Genomic DNA, 16,254 nt, shown 5'->3' with positions numbered 1-16,254 from the left:
GTCACGCCCGCGCCGCGACCATGCGGTCACGTACTTCGCGGCGCAGGGACTTCCCGACCGGACTGGTGGGGATGTTCGGCCAAATCTCCAGCGACCGTGGCCTTTTGAAGCCGGCCAGGCGATCGGAGCAGAAATCGAGGATTTCGTCGGGCGCTGCGTCGAAGCGGGTGACGACGGCGGCGGCGACGCGTTCGCCCCACTTGTCGTCCGGCAGGCCCACGACGGCGGCCTCGACGACGGCGGGATGGGTCAGGAGCGCGTCCTCGACCTCACGCGGGTAGACGTTGAAACCGCCCGAGATGATGACGTCGTGCCTGCGGTCGAGCAGGTGCAGGTATCCGTCGTCGTCCCACCGGCCGATGTCACCGGTGTGCAGCCAGCCGTCCGGCTCGATCGTCTCGGCGGTGGCCTCGGGTCGACGCCAGTACCGATCCATCGTGTGCGGGCCGCGGGTCAGCACCTCGCCCACTCCCCCGGATCCGAGCACTGTGCCATCGATGTCTCGGACCTGCACCTCGACGAAGGTGTAGGGCTTGCCGGCCGAGGTGAGTCGTTCCGGGGTGTGCTCCCACGGCTGCAGGCACGTGATCGCAAGCGGCGCCTCGGCCTGGCCGTACAACTGGGCGAAGACCGGACCGAGAATATCGATTCCGCGCTGCAAGACGGTGGTCGCGATCGGTGCGCCGCCGTAGCAGAGCCGCTCGAGCGCAAGGTCCGCCGATGCGGTCGCGGGATCCTCGAGCAACATGGCGATCATCGTTGGCACCATGAATGTCGATGTGGCCCTGTGCTTCTGTGCGGCTTCGAGAAACGCGGCCGGCGAGAACTTCGACACGATGACGTTCGGCGCGCCCTTGACCAGGTGCGGAAGGAAGAACGCTCCACTGCCGTGGGTGATCGGCGCAGCGTGCAACATCACCGAATCCGGCCGCAGGTTGGGCAGCAGATCGACCAGGAAGTTGTCCACCTCGGCGAGCTCGCTGCGGGTGGTGAGGACAACCGCCTTGGGCTTGCCGGTGGTGCCACCGGTGTACGCGAGGCGCAACGGCGCATCCGGGTCCCGGCGAACGTCGCACGGCCCGTCGGGTGCGCCGGCGATAAGGCCGGGCAACTCGTCCGCGGTGATCATCACCTCGACCTGCGCGGGCGGCTCCCCCGCGTAGACCAGCGCTCGCGCCTGCGAGTCGTCGATCTTGTAGGCGTGCTCATGGGCGGTCTCGCGGACGTTCAGCGGAACCCGGACCAGGCCAGCTTTTGCCAGCGCGTAGTACACGACGACCCCGTCGATGCCGTTGGGCATGAGGACCGCGACTCGATCGCCGGCGGCGAGGCCACGCGCCAGCAGCGCGTGGCCGAGCCGGTCGGTGAGTTCGTCGAATTCGGCGAAGCTCACCACCCGGTCACCGTCGACAAGTGCGGGGGCTGAACCGAATTGGCGCCCCGCGCGGCGGATCAGGTCACCGATCTGCATCGTCGTTGCCCTTGCTTTCGGCAGACGGCAGATCGGCTCGACGCAGTCCGGAACCGCGGCCGTCGAGGTTGCGCGAACCGCGCTGTGCGAGTCGGTACAGCTCGTCCGCCTGGGCAGTGCCGTGGTTCCACTTCACCCATTCCTCGTCGAGGTAGCGGTTGCCTCCCTCGAGTACGGCGGGGGTGAATCCCTGTGCGCGCTGGTTGTATTCGTCGATATCGATCCGCCCTGCGCTGGTGGTCCACAGGCCGGTCTTCCCGGGCAGGCTCGATGAGCCGGCAAACTGATTGCCCGCGGTCGCGGCATAGTCGTCGTCGGTAAGCACCGAGTACGGAATGCCGGTGAGCATGTTGCGGTTCACGCTCGAGTAGCGGGCCATGCTGTATTCGTTGCTCGCCTGATGCGGTAGACCGAGCAGACCGACCATCTCGCCGAGATTGTCGCGGCCGTATTCGTCGTTGAGCAGTGGCTTGAACCGCTGCACTCGCTCGTCGACCTGGAACCAGTCGTCCTGGCGGTAGGTTCCCGCGAGATGCGCGAAGTCCTTGGCGACCGAGGAGTACACCAGGGCGCCTGCGTCGATCATCTGCTCGCGCGACCAGTTCGCGATCCGCTTCCACAGGTCGGTCGTCGCCTCGTTGAGGATCTCCCGGTATTGCTCCATGGTGTCGGCGAGGACCTCGGCGTTCTCCATGCCGACCGGGATGTAGCCGTCGGTCAGCGCGTCGGAGGTGTACATGCCGACTGCTTCGATGTTGGCGGCGTTGTATCCGGGCTCGGCCTCGAACGACGCCCAGTCGTCCATGAGATGGAAGTTGGTGCCCTTGAACACGATTGGGATCGTGAGGTTGTTGAACGGCAACTGGGTCGCGATGCCGTCGAGCCACGGGTAGTCGCCCTCGGTGAGGTCGAAGAAGTCCCGCATTATCATCTGGCGGTTGGCACCGAAGTTGTAGGGGCCGCTGTTGTGCAGGCCGATCCGGCACTCGCAGTGTGCGAGGAACGCGTACTGGGACAGCTGGGCAACCAGTTTGGTTGCGGCAGTATGCAACCGGTCACCGGGAACCACGCCGTGCAGGTCCGACTCGAAAACCTGCAGGGTTCGTTCGGGCAGGAACTGGCTGCGGTCGCCGAATTCCTTGTTCGTCAGGTGCCCGTCGTTGCGGTGGTACGCCAGATTGAAACGCTTGGAGAAGTCGAGCACATCAACGACGTCGTCGACCGCGTCGGTCGGCCGCAGCAGGCCCCAATTCATCAGCATCTCGCGGCCGATGAGGTAGAACGCGGGCATACCCCACGCCGCGTTCACGGTGTCCACCTTCAGGCTGACCTCGCGGGCCCGGTCGCCAAGTTCCTCGGCCGGGGTCGCCGCATCGATCTCGCGCAACAACGTGGGCAGCCGGTAGAAGCTGTTGAGGTAGCTCACCAGCATGTACGGGTTCATCGGGAACAGCTTCGACTCCTGCACGGTGCGCGTTATGCACAGCCAGTACGTGGTGTCGGACAGGTTCCGCAGGTAATTGTTGGTGTCCAGCAGGGTGCGGTAGTTCAGGTTCGCCATTGGTCTCAGCCCTCGTTCTCGATCAGCCAGATCCGGGCATGCCCGGTGTCGCCCGTCTCGTATGCGTCTGCCGCCGGCGGCGCCGCGGTGACCTCGATCTCGACCAGGGCGCCGTTCTGGAGCCCGTCGATCCGGCAGTTCATCAGCGTGGGGACGTCGTACTCACGGGCGAGGATGCCCAGGTGCGATCGCACGGTGCCGCCGAGGCAGATGACGCCGGCAAATCCCTCGATGATCGGTGCCGTCAGGGTGCCGCCGGAGTCGTCGATCACGGCGATGGTGCCCGGTGGGATTCCCTCGGTGAGGAAGTCCATGACGTGCTCGATGGTGGAGATGAGGGCGACCGGTCCGATGACCGTTTCGGACTTTCTGATGACGTTGTCGCCGACACCCGCACGACGGCGACCGTCCGAGTCCAGTTCCTCAGCGAACGCCTGCGCCTCGCGGTCGGCGCGCTTGTACTTGTCCGGCTCGGATTCGAGCGAGACCGTCGCCGAATATTCGAACCGGTAGCCGGAGTCGAGCGCAGCCTGTTCGATGGCCCGCGCGTCCTCGACGGCGAAGAGATCGAACTCGCGATCGAATACGACGCTCTTCCACTGCTCGCCTGCCGCGGCGAACCGCTGCGCGGCCACCGACCGCACGGCCGTGTTGAATCGGCCCGGCAGGGGCAGCATCTCGGTCGTTCCCCACTTCGGGGATGTAACGGAGTCGGACATGTCACCTCACTCGATTTCGGGAGCGGCGCACGCCGCCCACGCCAGAGAAATAAGCCTTTACCAGGCCTTTTATGTCCGGCTTCTTTGCGATGTGAGCTAAAGCTAGTTACTGTCGGTGATGTGACCCAGTCCACGTTGGGGGACACTTCCGAGAACTCCGGAACCGCAAGGTCTTCGTCTCGAACCCGAGCCCCACGCAACGCCGGCCTCGACAAGGCCGACTACGAGCGCGCCTTCGACATCCTCGAACAGTGCGTCGACGCCGCGTGCCTTCCAGATTTCAAGGAACGAGCCGTCGACGCGATCAGCGAGCATTTCGCGCTGCGGCATGTGTCCTTCTTCGCCGGTCCGACGTTCCATACGGTGTTCGAGGACTCCGCGCCGCTGACGGCCGGCAAGACCGCCAAGATGCTGCCCGAGTACCAGGATCGGTGGGCGCGCTACGACATCTTCGGCACCCCGGTCGCTATGCGTCAGCTCGTCGCGAGCGGTGTGTCAACGCTGGACGAGCTCCAATCCATGGGCCGGTTGCCCCCCACGGCCGATGCGTACATCCGCTACTTTCTCCACTCCACGTGGCACATGGAGACCGCTGCCGCGATACGCCTCGAATTGAGTGCGGGCCACACCGCGCTGCTCGGGATGTTCGACCCGGAACCCGGCAAGATCGGCACTGCCGAGGCTGCCACGCTGCGGTTGCTCAGCCGGCAGATGTCGGCGATGGTCCGTGGGCTTCCCGCATCGAGGCCGCAGGCGGCGTTGACCAAGCTCTCCGCACGCCAACGACAGGTCGTTGCGTTGGTCGCCGACGGATTGTCGAACGCTCAGATCGCGGAGATCCTCTCCCTCGCCGAGGACAGCGTGAAGAAGTACGTCACCCGAATCCTCACGATCACCGGCTGCCAATCCCGGATGGAGCTGGCGTTGCTCGCTCGGGCACAACGCATCTAGCCACACAGCAATGGGACCGCGGACAAATGTTGTCCGCGGTCCCATTTCACACTCCGGTCAGAGGAAGGACGATTCCTTCGACAATCCGTAGCGGGGATGATCGCCGATCACCATCGACTCGAAGATGCCGTAGCCAACTGCATCGCCCTCGCGAACGCGAATCACGCAGTCACGCAACTGGTGGACCTCGCGCGCCGTATTCGGTTCCGCCACATCGGAATACCGCTCGCCATCGAGATGCGAGGGCCCGTGCCACTGCCCGTGCCGATGGCCCTTGAATCCGAAGTACAGACCGGTGCCGAGATGGAACCCGGTGTCGCTGACCGGTTCGATCTCGATCGTCCGGGTCTCTCCCCAGCCCGCGTCGAAGGTCAGCTTTCCACCGAGCAGACGCCGGTTGACCGGGTCGTACTTCAGCTCGTCCCGCATCCCCAGTAATGGGCGTTGGGTGCCGTCGGGAAGGTTCTCGAAGCCCGAGAAGTAGGTCACTTCACCGTCCACCGACTGCAGGTAGTGGTGAATCTCGTAGCTCGTTCCGTCCGGGCGCTGCAACCACATTGGGCTCCAGGTGAGAATGAAGTCGCCATCGAGCCGCTGCGGCTTGTAGACGTCCGGCGCGACCTCACCGACATCCATGCGCACACCCCAGGAATGGTCGCGGAAGCCGAACCATTCCTCGTCGCGAACCTCGATCCGCTCGCCGTCAAGCCAGATTTCACCGCTGATGGTCGACGCCTGGTGGTACCGGAGGAGATCGGATTGCACGCGGAAACCGTGCGGCTCGCGTTGCGCATCCTTCTGTTCGAGAAACGGCGGCAGCACGCCGGTGATGGTGAGGTCGAAACGCAGAGGTACCACATCGTTTTCCTGAAGGACCCAGCGGACTTTGCGGAGCGGCTCGATGATCTCGTAGTCGAGCGGGCCGACACCGACGCGCTCGGTGTCGAGATCGAGCTGCCGGCTCGCGCGGACGGTCAACTGCTCCTTCCCCCGCGAAACCCCGGCGAACATATCTATCACGTTGCGGTTGTGGTACTTGCCGAGACCGATGTCGACCTGAATCGATCCGTCGCGAGCGAACAGCGATGCCCACAGCTTTTCGGTCCAGGACGTATCGGCCTGACTGATCGTCGCGAACGTCTCCGGTGTCTGATGACTCAGCAGTTCGTCGGCGTTCAAAAGTTTCTGCATTGCTTGGCGCATGTCAGCGCCTCCTTTCACGCAGGCTCAGCGAATGGGCGAGAACGATCCGGGCAGCTCATTCGCCACCAGCGCACCACCGAATATCGCGGCGGCCTTGTCGTCGTCATTGAACGGATCGGGATAGAGCGCAAGGGTTTTCGGGGACATCGACCAGTCGACGCGATCCGTCGCGCCGGCATAGGCAGCGAACGGCCGAAGCCCCGAGGTGTACATGGTCGTCGCGGCCATGATTCGCTCGCTCCGGTCCATCGCCGCGAATCGTTGGTACAGCTTCATGTGAGACCGACTCAGCTCCGCTGCGACCGCCGACCATTGCTCCGGCGCGATGAGCTTGCGTGTGCCGTCGGCAAGGTAGCCGTATACCGCGGCCTCGTCCACGGCAGCGAGAAGTTGGTCCGGCTCGGTGAATGTCGTTCCCCAGTCGTTGATCTCGAACTCCGTGAACTTCGACCGGTCGAAGGTCAGGACCATCGTGAGTCCCGTGAACGGCGGCTCGAGATCGGCTGCCCATGGATATGCCCACGAACTGGGCCCGAGGGACAGATAGTCGCGCACTATCGTCTGCCGGTTGCCCGTCCCCGACTGTCGCGAATAGGGACCCGAGTCGCAGATCCCGACCCGGGAGTCGCAGAAGTAGAGGAACGAGTAGCCCGACACGGTGGCATTGAGCCGCTTGAGATTCTTCGCCGCATCCTTGTCGAGAGCGATTGATGCACTGGACAACGCGTCGACGGTCTCGGTCGGCAGGTAACGGTTCGTGAAGCCGGCGTCCTTGTAGTCGAGTGTGCCGTCGCCGCGGTGCGCCAGGGTGAGCCGCCGCCAGAAGTCCACGACGGTGCGGATGTCCTCACGGTGGTCGCCCGGCGCGATCTCACCCATATTGATCAGGCATTCGCGCCCGCACAGGTAGTGGTAACCGATCATCCAGATCCACAGCGGGCTGATCTTGTTCGGCCCTTCCCGCAGCATCCGCCCCAGCGCCTCGGCCGGAACGACAGCATCGATCGCCCGTACCCGATCGGCATAGGTGTAGAAGTCCTCGATGACCGACAACGACATGTACGGCAGCATCGGGAACAACTCGGACGTGAAGCCGGAGCGGCGCGTCAGTTCCGGCTTCATCGCCCGGCCCATGTGCTGGACGAGCTCGTCGAGACGGTCGTCGGTGAGTTCCTCGGCGATCAACGCCTCGAGCGCCTCGGCCGAGACCTTTACATCGAAGTCCTTGACCGCGATCTCGTCTCCGACTCGCCCGATGTAGTCCCACCACGCTGCGCTCACATCCGCCGATGCAGGCAGTTCAGCTGCCTCTTCGGGCGACGAGACGATCCCGGTCGAGGCCTCGACGCGGAGGGTGATCTCGGTTCCGTCGTCGATGTCCTCGGCCAATTCGGTGCCGACCAGGCAGGGAACCTCGAATTCACGCGAGACAATCGCGAGGTGGGACCGGAGGGTTCCATCCAGGCAGACGATCCCGCCCAGCCGACCCAGAATGGGCGAAAGGAAGGTTGTCCCTCCGGAGGCCACGAGCGCGATCGTCGATTCGAGGTCGGTGTCGAGGGAGTCGATGACATCGTCGGGTGAGCGGAAGTGCCGAACCGTTCCCGTCACTGGCGCAAACGCGTAGGACGGCAACCCTTTTCCAAGAATGGACATGTCTAGCCTCCCAGCGGACGGAAGCATCCGTCGCGATCTTGGGGAACGAAAACGCCGCCGATCAGTTGGAGCGCGAGATCGGGGTCGCTGAATTTCTCGAAGGATTCCGCGATGCGCGGTGTGATGGCCCAATCGATTTCGTCATAGCAGCCGGCGAGGCGTGCCCATGCTTTGAGCTTCCACGCGTACATCTGGGTCGCGTACAGGTTGCGCTGCTCGGGTTCGGTCTCGACCAGGCGCTGGTACAGCGCGCGGTGCGCTTTGCGAATTGCGTTGGTCGCCTCGGCGACCTCGTCGGAATCAAGCGGGCGCAGATCTCCACCGTCGGTACAGAAGACGCGGGTCTCGATGATGTCGGCCTGATAGTCGCTCGGGGTGAACCAGGCTGTGCCCCAAACGTTGTTGTCCATCTTCACGGTGGCCGGCAGCCGGTGGGCGATGACGAAGTGGTGGTAGGGCAGGGTCTCTCGGATGCCGTCGACCCACGGGAAGTCGCCGTCACCGTCCGCGCACGTTTCGCGCAGGGCGAGGAAGGTCCCGTCCTCGAGCTGGTAAGGGCCGGTGTCGCACACCGCCGTACGCGCGTCGCAGTTCTCCAGGAACGCGTACGCCGTCAGCCGTGCACCGAACTTCCGGATCCCAGCCTTGACACTGTCGTCGGCGGGGACGAGGTGCGCCCGAATCTCATTCAGCAGGTCGCTTCCGGCGACGTGGGAACTATTGGCGGGCTCGGCATCCATGTTGAACAGCACGTTGTCTGTTCGCATCGCGATCGTCGCCTCACGCCAGAACCTCAGCACCTCGAGCTGATCCTCGAGGCCCTCGGACAACTCGTTCTCACCGAGATCGACGAACAGCTCGCGGCCGGTGAGGTAGTGCAGCGGCGTCGCCGCAAGGTTGATGAAGCTGCGCTTGTTGCCGATGGGCAGAGCCTTGCGCACGAGCTCGGTCGGCGTCGCGTGCTTCCGAATGGTGCGAATGCGCTCGGGAACGCGCAGGTAATCCTCCATCATCGACATCAGGATGTAGGTGTTCATCCCGAACAGTTCCGACTCGAACACCGTGCGGGCGGAGAGTTCGGATTTGTAGGCTGCGCCGGCGACATGCACCAGCCAGTTCCACTCGTCGAGGGTGGGTTCGTAGTCCGGATCGGTGTAGAGCGCCGTCAGATTTGCGGGCGCGGAGAGCTGGGCCGTCATGCCGACACCGCCCCCGTGGCCGCGACCGCAACCCGCGCCGTCTCGGCGTCGGACAGGTGAAGGACGACGGTGTCGCCGTCGGAGACCGATCCGGTCAACTCGGCGGCGAGCACACACGGCACGTCGGATTCGCGAGACAGGATTGCCAGGTGCGATTCCCGGCTGCCGGCCGTGCAGACGATCGCGCGCAGGTCGGGCAGGATCGGCGAAAGGAACGTCATTCCGCCTTTGCTGACGAACGCGATGGTCTCCTCGAGATCGTCATCGTCGATCGACAGCACGTCGGATGTGTCGTTGAACCAACGGGCGACCCCTCGCACCTCACCTGCCGAGAAGAGATTGACACCGGTTCCGACCGCGATCAGGTCTTCGCTCATCACTGCTCCGTTCCGCCCGCGCCGGGCGTGGTTCGTTCGAACACGCATGTTCGCGCTGGTTGAACGCTAGGAACCGGAGGTGGCGTGACCTAGTCCACTTTGGGGGACAGTGTTGATCTGGGTCACAATTAATCCGTGCGCACCGTTATCGACGGCCCACCGCGGGGCATCACATCTCTGAGATAATTCCCAGGACAAAGGTGGCCTGATGTCCGAGGGTTCTTCCGCTCAGCCGGAGCCGACACAAGACGGCCTGGCTTCTGGAATCGTCGCCGAGCTTGGCGCCGAGGGCTTCGACGATCCGGTAGTTGTCGGCAGTGGCGGCTTCGGCACGATCTATCGCTGCCGCCAGCCCATGCTCGATCGCGTGGTCGCGATCAAGGTGCTGACCGAGGACCCAGGCGAACTCGAGCGAACACGCTTTCTTCGCGAGCAGCAGGCCATGGGACGACTGTCCGGCCATCCGAACATCATGCATGTGCTGCAGGCCGGGGTGACGTTCACCGGCCGCCCATACATCGTGATGCCGTTCCACCCCGAGGACTCACTCGAGGCGCGGATCCAGAGCACCGGCGCCCTGCCCGTGTCCGAAGTGCTCGATCTCGGCATCATGATGTCCGGCGCACTCGAGACCGCGCACCAGGCAGGCGTGCTTCACAGGGATGTAAAACCCGCGAACATCCTCATCACCGAATACGGTGCACCACAACTCACCGACTTCGGGATCGCCCGGGTTTCCGGCGACCTGCACGAGGCACACGGGCTGATCGTCGGCTCGCCGGCGTACATCGCGCCCGAACTCGTCGAAGGCCGTCCCGCCTCCGTCGCTTCGGATGTTTACGGGCTGGGTGCGACCCTGTTCACCGCGCTCAACGGGGAGGCCGCGTTCGCACGGCGACAAGGCGAAGCCGTGGTCGCGCAACTCCTGCGCATCAGCACCGAAGCCTTGCCGGATCTGCGCGGGCGGGGCGTCCCCGATGAATTCAGCACGCTGATCGAGCAGGCAATGGCACGCTCGCCCGAGGAACGTCCACACTCCGCCGCCGCTTTCGGTGCGGCGTTGCGGGACGCTGGAATCCGGCTGCGGTTATCCGTCGCGGACATGCCGCTTCGCTCCCAACCGCAAAACGGCGCCGGTGATGGGCGTGAGGGCGATGAGCGGAGAACCGCGGGCACTGCCTACCTTCGACGCCCCACCGCGCGGGAGGTGTCATTACCTCCGACTGTCACCGGCAAGTACCGACCGCCGATCCACGTCAACGCCACCGTCCCCCGGACGCGATTACTCGATCAACTCGAGCGCAGCCATCGGCAGCGGCTAGTACTCATCCATGGGCCTGCCGGGTTCGGCAAGAGCACACTTGCAGCCCAGCAGACCGAAGCCCTCAGCCGCGAAGGCGTCGCGTCTGTCTGGCTGACGATCGATGATGACGACGACACGCCGGCGTGGTTCCTGGAACATCTTCTGGAAGCCATCGGATTCGAATATCCCTCCATCGCACAGGGATTGGCCCGCGAGCTAGAGACGCACGGCGACGATCTCGAGCACTACGTGTTGGTGACGCTGATCAACCGGCTACATCTGGCCGACCAGGAATTGGTTGTCGTCATAGACGACTGGCATCGCGTGACCAACCAGGCAACCCGAGCTGTCCTGGACTACCTGCTCGTACGCGGCTGCGACCATTTGCGATTCATAGTCACCAGCCGAAACAGGCTGGGGCTGCCCTTGAACAAGCTGTTGCTCCGGCGTGAGATGACCGAAATCGATTCCACAGCACTACGATTCGATCTTGCAGAATCTCAGGAGCTCCTCGCTGACACCACTGAGTTCCACCTGGGTGAGGCCGACGTCGCCACCCTCGAGGAATCCACCGACGGTTGGGCCGCGGCATTACAACTGGCCTTGCTGACCTTGCGTGACCACCCCGATCCGCACTCATTGATTCAACGCATGGCCGGACGAACCCGCGCGATCGACGAGTACCTGGGTGAGAATGTGCTCGACAATCTCGAACCCGAGTTGCTCGACTTCGTCACCGCGACATCGGTGACCGAGCGAATCTGCGGAAGCTTGGCCAGAGCTCTCACCGGCCATTCCGGCAGCCAGGCGCTGCTCGAGGAGGTCGAAAGTCGCGACCTGTTCCTAACCAGGATGGACCAGGACGGCGAATGGTTCCGCTATCACCACCTATTCGCGGAACTTCTGTGCCGCCGCATGGAGCGCAACGATCCCGATCGCATTATCGAACTGCACCGAATCGCGGCCCAATGGTTTGTGCAGCACCGCGACCTGCGCTCCGCCGTCGGGCATCATCTGTCGGCGGGCGACGCGACCGCCGCGGTGGACAACGTCGAACAGCACGCGATCACCATGCTCGAAAAGTCGCAACTGAGCGACCTCCTCGGTCTGGCCGCCAAGCTTCCGGATCAACTCGCTGCACGCCGACCAGGTCTCCAGATCGCCCTGGCATGGACGCATTCGATTCTCCGCCACCCACGCGCCGCGGCAGATGCGCTCGCGCTCGCCGACAACGCGATCAACGACCTGACCGTAGAAGGAGAAATCGCCGACCGGAGAGCCGAAGTATCGATGGTGCAGTCGAGCATCGACTTCTTCGACGACCGCGTCGACCGCCTCGACGAAGCGATCGATCGGTGTACCGCGCGCACCGACAGCCTCGGACCGCTGGTGATATGCGGGGCATCGGTGCTGGCGTCGTTCCGCGCGATACACCGGTTCGACTTCGACGATGCCCGACGGTGGCAACGATGGGCGCAACCGTATTACGCCCGAACCACCGGACGGTTCGGCGCGATCTACGGCGCGTGCATGGAGGCAATCGCCTACCGCGAACAACTCGACATCGCCGCAGCCGAGGAATGCCTCCGGGATGCCTTGAATATGGCCATCTCCGTTGGCGATGAACATGCCTACAGCGGGCGATTGGCCAGCGCACTTATCGGCGATGTGCGCTACGAACAGGGCCACATCAGTGAAGCGGATCGATATCTCAATGAAAGCCTCCTCCTCGGCGCCGAGGGCGGTGGCGTTGACTTCATGCTCGCGACCTACGCGACCGGGGCGCGCGTCAAGGTTCTGCTCGACCAACCCGACGCCGCCGCGCATCGCCTCGACGAGGGACAGCGCCTGGCCCAGAAGTTCGGCCTCCAACGCCTGCAGGCACGCATCGACAACGAACGAATCCGAACCGGAATCGGCTCTGCCGGAGGTGCTATCAGACAACCTGAAGGATTCGACGCGGACTTAGACGGTATCGCCAGACTGACACTCGAGCTGGTAGAAGACGGCGAGATCCGGACTCTTCTCGCAACCAATACCGTCGCCGCGCATCAGGCCGCCTACGAGCGGGCCCGGTCGCTCGCCGACTCGATTTCAGAGACCATCCGAACCCGAGCCGCGCTGTACGCTCGCTTACTTGTCGTGGAATGTCTTGCCCGCATGGGAGATACGGAACAAGCCGAGCGAACCCTTGGTCCCCTTCTCGATCAGTGCGCCCACGCCGGCCTCATGAGGCCTCCCCTCGACGCCGGCCCATCGGTCAGCGCTTTGGTGCAACAATCCCGGCCCGAGTGGGGTCTAGCCAACTGATCCAAACGAGTGCAAATTGTGTTCGAATGGGCGAAGTTTCGTCCCCACGAACACAATTCGCTCTCGTTTGCGGTGTCTTCGCGGGTGCAAACCTTCCGTGCGGGTGCGAAATTTCGGCCCCGTTGGGAAGTTTTGCATTCATGAGGACGATCAAACGGGTGCAAATTGTGTTCGAATGGGCGAAGTTTTGGCCCCACGAACACAATTCGCACCCGGGAGCACCATCAGACGGGTGCAGAACTTGCTCCCGAGTACGAAAACTCGGCGAACCTGTCAGCCGGCGAGGTGGCGGCTGATGACGAGGCGCTGAATTTGGTTGGTGCCCTCGAAGATTTGGGTGATCTTCGCCTCGCGCATGTAGCGCTCAACGCGGAAATCGCGGGTGTAGCCGTAACCACCGAACACTTGGACGGCGTCGGTCGTCACCTTCATCGCGGCGTCGGTCGCTACGAGCTTGGCCACCGAGGCGTTGCGGGAGTAAGGCAGGCCCGCGTCGCGGCGGCGGGCCGCGTCGAGGTAGGTGGCGCGTGCCGAGTCGACGGCTGCGGCCATGTCGGCAAGCAGGAAGCCGAGGCCCTGATGATCGATGATCTTGCGACCGAACGCGGTGCGCTCCTGCGCGTACGCGACGGCCTCGTCGAGCGCGGCCTGGGCGATGCCGACGGCGACCGCGGCGATGCCGAGGCGGCCGGAATCCAAGGCGCTGAACGCGATCTGCAGGCCCTGCCCCTCGCCGCCGAGGCGACGTTCCGTCGGGACGAACGCGTCGTCGTAGTGGGCGGAGGTGGTCGGCACGGCGTGCAGGCCCATCTTCTCCTCGGGTTTGCCAAAGCTCAAGCCCTCGGTGTCCTTGGGGACCAGGAAGCACGAAATGCCCTTGGAACCTTCACCGGTGCGGGCGAAGAGGTTGTAGAAGTCCGCCACGCCGCCGTGGGTGATCCATGCCTTTGAGCCGGTGATGCGGTAGCCATCATCCGTCGCGATGGCCTTGCACGCGAGTGCCGCGGCGTCCGATCCGGCCTGCGGCTCGGAAAGACTGTAGGCGCCGATCGTGTAACCGCCCAGCATGTCCGGTAGCCACTTCTGCTTCTGCTCCTCGGTGCCGAACGCCATGAGCGGGTGGCAGGCGAGGCTGTGCACGCTGACCGCCACGGCGACCGCGGCCCAACGGGCAGCGATCTCCTCGAGCACCTGCAGGTAGACCTCGTACGGCTGACCGCCGCCGCCCCACTCCTCCGGGTACGGCAGGCTCAGCAACCCCGCCTCCCCCAGCGTGGCGAACACGCCGTCGGGATACGTCTCGGCCTTCTCGTGGTGATCGACGATCGGCGCCAGCACCTTATCGGCGACGTCGCGCGTGAGTTGGATGAGATCTCGCGCCTCGTCGGTGGGCAAGAGTCGGTCGACGGCCACAGGGCTCTCCTCGCAGATGACGCGTAAGGCAGTACTGAACTGCAAGCGACAGTACTGTCGAGGTGCCAGTACTGCAAGCAGTCCGGCAGTACTGTCACTCGTATGGAGGCCAGCTCGTCGTTCGCGACCGCCCGACGTACCGAACTATTCGATGCCCTCGTCGAACTGTTCCTTTCCGAGGGTTTCGCGAACCTGACGCTCGACGCGATCGCGGCTCGCCTCAAATGCTCCAAGTCCACGCTCTACACCCTCGCAGGCAGCAAGGAACAACTGGTCACGGCCGCGACCGTGCACTTCTTCAAGCGCGCCACGAACGCGGTCGAGGCCGAGATCGCCGAGGTCACCGGACCCCGCGAACGGATCGATGCCTACCTCACCGCCGTCGGCCGGGTGCTGTCGGTGGCGTCCGAGCGCTTCATGGCCGACCTGCACGCATTCGCGCCAGCGCGCGACGTATACGAACGCAACACCCACATCGCCGCAGGCCGCGTGCAGGAATTGATCACCGACGGTGTCGCCGCGGGCGTCTTTCGCGGCGTGCACGCGGCATTTGCCGCCGACGTGGCCGCGACGATGATGGTGCGCATCCAGCAGGGCGGCGTCCGCGCTTACACCGGCCTCGATGACGCAGAGGCATACCGCGAACTAGCCGCCCTACTCACCAACGGCATCAGCGTCTGACCGGTATGTCCGCGCGCGCGGCATCACTCGCCACCGTGAACTCATCCGGACCGAAACCTGCCCCCGACCCGCGGCGACGCCAGACCACGTAGCGGACCACGTAGTAACCCCGTTCTGGGACCACCCCTCGGTCGGCCAGTGTGACTCGTGTCATATCCCTGCTTCGGCAGGTCGGAACGGGAAGGCCCAACATGACCATTACGGCAGAGCGACCGGTGCAGACCATCGACCGCGGTGCGGAGTTTCTCGAGCGCGCACGCGCCGCCGCGAAAGTGATCGAGACGGAGGCGAACTCGATCGAAGAGGCCGCCACGATCACCCGGCCGGTGTACGAGGCGCTTGCCGACGCAGGCTTGTTCTGGATTCTGGTTCCGCAGGAGTACGGCGGCGCGGGCCTCGACATCGTCAGCGCGTTCAAGGTGATCCAGGAGATCTCTCGCGCAGACGGATCCACCGGCTGGGCATTCATGGCCAATTCGTGCAGCACCGGCGTCGCCGTGGGATTCATGGGCGAGACCGGTGCCCGTGAGATCTTCGACGGTCCCAACCCGGGCATCACCGCGGGAATGGTCGTGCCGACCGGCTCGGCAACTCGGGTGGAGGGCGGCTTCAACGTGACCGGGCGATTCCAATTCGCCAGTGGCTCAGCGCATGCATCGTGGATCGGCGTCGGCTTCGTCGTGCACGACGAAGCCGGGAACCCCATCGTGGACGAGGCGGGAACGCCGGATTGCAGGATCGGTTTCGTGCCGCGCTCCGAGGTCGAGTTCCTTGGGAACTGGAACGTGATGGGCATGGTCGGAACCGGCTCGTACGACTACAAGGTCGAGAACTGCTTCGTGCCGGATCGGCACGCGATGGAGACCTTCTCCACCACGCCCGTCCGCCCGGAACCGGTGTACCAGCTCGGGTTGCTCGGCATCGGCGTCGGCGGGCACGCACCGGTCGCGTTGGGACTCGCCGAACGTGCACTCCAAGAGATCGCGGGCATCGTCGAGAAGAAGGTGCGGCCCGGATATCCCACGGTTGTGGGCGACTCGGACCTGTTCCGGCACGACTTCGCCCGCCACGAGGCGCTGTACCGCGCGGCGCGGGCATACGTCTACGAGGTGTACGGCGATGCCGAAGCCACTGCCGCCGCCGGCGACACGATCACCGATGAACAGCGGGCGCGCATGCGCCAGGCCGCCACGTGGGCACAGGAAGTCGCCGGTGACGTCGTCATGTTCGCCCACCGTTGGGCCGGCAGCGCTACCGTCCGCACACCGAGCGCACTCGGGCGTCTCGTCCGCGACGCCGCTGTCGCGACGCAGCACGCACTCGTGGATCGGATGACGCTGGTCGAAGCCGCGGCCGCGATCGCGCCGTCCTACACCCGCTCCTGATCGTTCCCGATTTCTCCCAAACTGA

Annotated in this window: 12 protein-coding genes; 4 read left to right on the top strand and 8 right to left on the bottom strand. The window is 64.4% G+C overall.

Translation table 11 applies throughout. The features are described from left to right. Window position 1: 1 nt before the first annotated feature. From A8G08_RS00210 to A8G08_RS00200, 3 genes are read right to left on the bottom strand one after another with little or no spacing between them, the layout of a single operon-like run. Complete coding sequence (locus A8G08_RS00210) at window positions 2-1,471, bottom strand: class I adenylate-forming enzyme family protein (RefSeq protein WP_068268782.1); 1,470 nt, start codon at window positions 1,469-1,471, stop codon at window positions 2-4. Beyond that, the gene (locus tag A8G08_RS00205; protein WP_068268780.1) at window positions 1,458-3,032 is read right to left on the bottom strand and encodes a hypothetical protein; all 1,575 of its coding nucleotides are present in this window, start codon (window positions 3,030-3,032) and stop codon (window positions 1,458-1,460) included. The genes A8G08_RS00210 and A8G08_RS00205 overlap by 14 nt, the downstream gene beginning before the upstream one ends. Window positions 3,033-3,037: 5 nt before the next feature. After that, window positions 3,038-3,751: a PEP-utilizing enzyme gene (locus A8G08_RS00200; RefSeq protein WP_068268776.1), complete on the bottom strand. Its 714-nt coding sequence runs from the start codon at window positions 3,749-3,751 to the stop codon at window positions 3,038-3,040. A gap of 120 nt (window positions 3,752-3,871) precedes the next feature. Here A8G08_RS00200 and A8G08_RS00195 point away from each other — a divergent pair, with 120 nt between their 5' ends. Next, window positions 3,872-4,702, top strand: coding sequence for a helix-turn-helix transcriptional regulator (locus A8G08_RS00195; RefSeq protein ID WP_068268774.1), 831 nt, complete (start codon window positions 3,872-3,874; stop codon window positions 4,700-4,702). A gap of 57 nt (window positions 4,703-4,759) precedes the next feature. On the opposite strand, the gene A8G08_RS00190 is transcribed toward A8G08_RS00195, so the two are convergent. From A8G08_RS00190 to A8G08_RS00175, 4 genes are read right to left on the bottom strand one after another with little or no spacing between them, the layout of a single operon-like run. Then, window positions 4,760-5,905, bottom strand: coding sequence for an Rv3169 family protein (locus tag A8G08_RS00190; RefSeq protein WP_068268773.1), 1,146 nt, complete (start codon window positions 5,903-5,905; stop codon window positions 4,760-4,762). 24 nt (window positions 5,906-5,929) lie between these two features. Further along, window positions 5,930-7,561 carry a PEP-utilizing enzyme gene (locus A8G08_RS00185; RefSeq protein ID WP_068268772.1) on the bottom strand — a complete coding sequence of 544 codons (1,632 nt, stop codon included), beginning with the start codon at window positions 7,559-7,561 and terminating at the stop codon, window positions 5,930-5,932. 2 nt (window positions 7,562-7,563) lie between these two features. Next, window positions 7,564-8,760 carry a hypothetical protein gene (locus A8G08_RS00180; protein ID WP_068268771.1) on the bottom strand — a complete coding sequence of 399 codons (1,197 nt, stop codon included), beginning with the start codon at window positions 8,758-8,760 and terminating at the stop codon, window positions 7,564-7,566. Then, entirely contained in the window at window positions 8,757-9,137 is a 381-nt protein-coding gene (locus A8G08_RS00175; protein WP_068268845.1) for a PEP-utilizing enzyme, read from the bottom strand. Before A8G08_RS00175 ends, A8G08_RS00180 begins: the two co-directional genes overlap by 4 nt. Window positions 9,138-9,345: 208 nt before the next feature. On the opposite strand from A8G08_RS00175, the gene A8G08_RS00170 reads away from it, so the two are divergent. Further along, window positions 9,346-12,750 (top strand): serine/threonine-protein kinase, encoded by a 3,405-nt coding sequence (locus tag A8G08_RS00170; protein WP_068268770.1) that lies wholly within the window; start codon window positions 9,346-9,348, stop codon window positions 12,748-12,750. Window positions 12,751-13,023: 273 nt separating this feature from the next. Here A8G08_RS00170 and A8G08_RS00165 read toward each other — a convergent pair whose 3' ends face one another. Next, a complete protein-coding gene (locus A8G08_RS00165; protein WP_068268769.1) occupies window positions 13,024-14,163 on the bottom strand; it encodes an acyl-CoA dehydrogenase family protein in 1,140 nt (379 codons plus the stop codon). A 102-nt stretch (window positions 14,164-14,265) separates the two neighbouring features. Between A8G08_RS00165 and A8G08_RS00160 the strand changes: the two genes are divergently transcribed. After that, window positions 14,266-14,844: a TetR/AcrR family transcriptional regulator gene (locus tag A8G08_RS00160; protein ID WP_068268767.1), complete on the top strand. Its 579-nt coding sequence runs from the start codon at window positions 14,266-14,268 to the stop codon at window positions 14,842-14,844. A gap of 191 nt (window positions 14,845-15,035) precedes the next feature. Then, window positions 15,036-16,229 carry an acyl-CoA dehydrogenase family protein gene (locus tag A8G08_RS00155; protein ID WP_068268766.1) on the top strand — a complete coding sequence of 398 codons (1,194 nt, stop codon included), beginning with the start codon at window positions 15,036-15,038 and terminating at the stop codon, window positions 16,227-16,229. Window positions 16,230-16,254: the final 25 nt, after the last annotated feature.

The organism is Aldersonia kunmingensis, from assembly GCF_001646865.1.
GTDB lineage: Bacteria > Actinomycetota > Actinomycetes > Mycobacteriales > Mycobacteriaceae > Aldersonia > Aldersonia kunmingensis.
This window is presented reverse-complemented; position numbering and strand designations above follow the sequence as displayed.

What these genes read in the sequence shown, in the direction of transcription:
- A8G08_RS00160 (WP_068268767.1), top strand. Translation starts at nt 14,266, where the DNA reads ATGGAGGCCAGCTCGTCGTTCGCGACCGCCCGACGTACCGAACTATTC.
- A8G08_RS00175 (WP_068268845.1), bottom strand. Translation starts at nt 9,137, where the DNA reads ATGAGCGAAGACCTGATCGCGGTCGGAACCGGTGTCAATCTCTTCTCG.
- A8G08_RS00200 (WP_068268776.1), bottom strand. Translation starts at nt 3,751, where the DNA reads ATGTCCGACTCCGTTACATCCCCGAAGTGGGGAACGACCGAGATGCTG.
- A8G08_RS00205 (WP_068268780.1), bottom strand. Translation starts at nt 3,032, where the DNA reads ATGGCGAACCTGAACTACCGCACCCTGCTGGACACCAACAATTACCTG.
- A8G08_RS00170 (WP_068268770.1), top strand. Translation starts at nt 9,346, where the DNA reads ATGTCCGAGGGTTCTTCCGCTCAGCCGGAGCCGACACAAGACGGCCTG.
- A8G08_RS00180 (WP_068268771.1), bottom strand. Translation starts at nt 8,760, where the DNA reads ATGACGGCCCAGCTCTCCGCGCCCGCAAATCTGACGGCGCTCTACACC.
- A8G08_RS00185 (WP_068268772.1), bottom strand. Translation starts at nt 7,561, where the DNA reads ATGTCCATTCTTGGAAAAGGGTTGCCGTCCTACGCGTTTGCGCCAGTG.
- A8G08_RS00155 (WP_068268766.1), top strand. Translation starts at nt 15,036, where the DNA reads ATGACCATTACGGCAGAGCGACCGGTGCAGACCATCGACCGCGGTGCG.
- A8G08_RS00190 (WP_068268773.1), bottom strand. Translation starts at nt 5,905, where the DNA reads ATGCGCCAAGCAATGCAGAAACTTTTGAACGCCGACGAACTGCTGAGT.
- A8G08_RS00210 (WP_068268782.1), bottom strand. Translation starts at nt 1,471, where the DNA reads ATGCAGATCGGTGACCTGATCCGCCGCGCGGGGCGCCAATTCGGTTCA.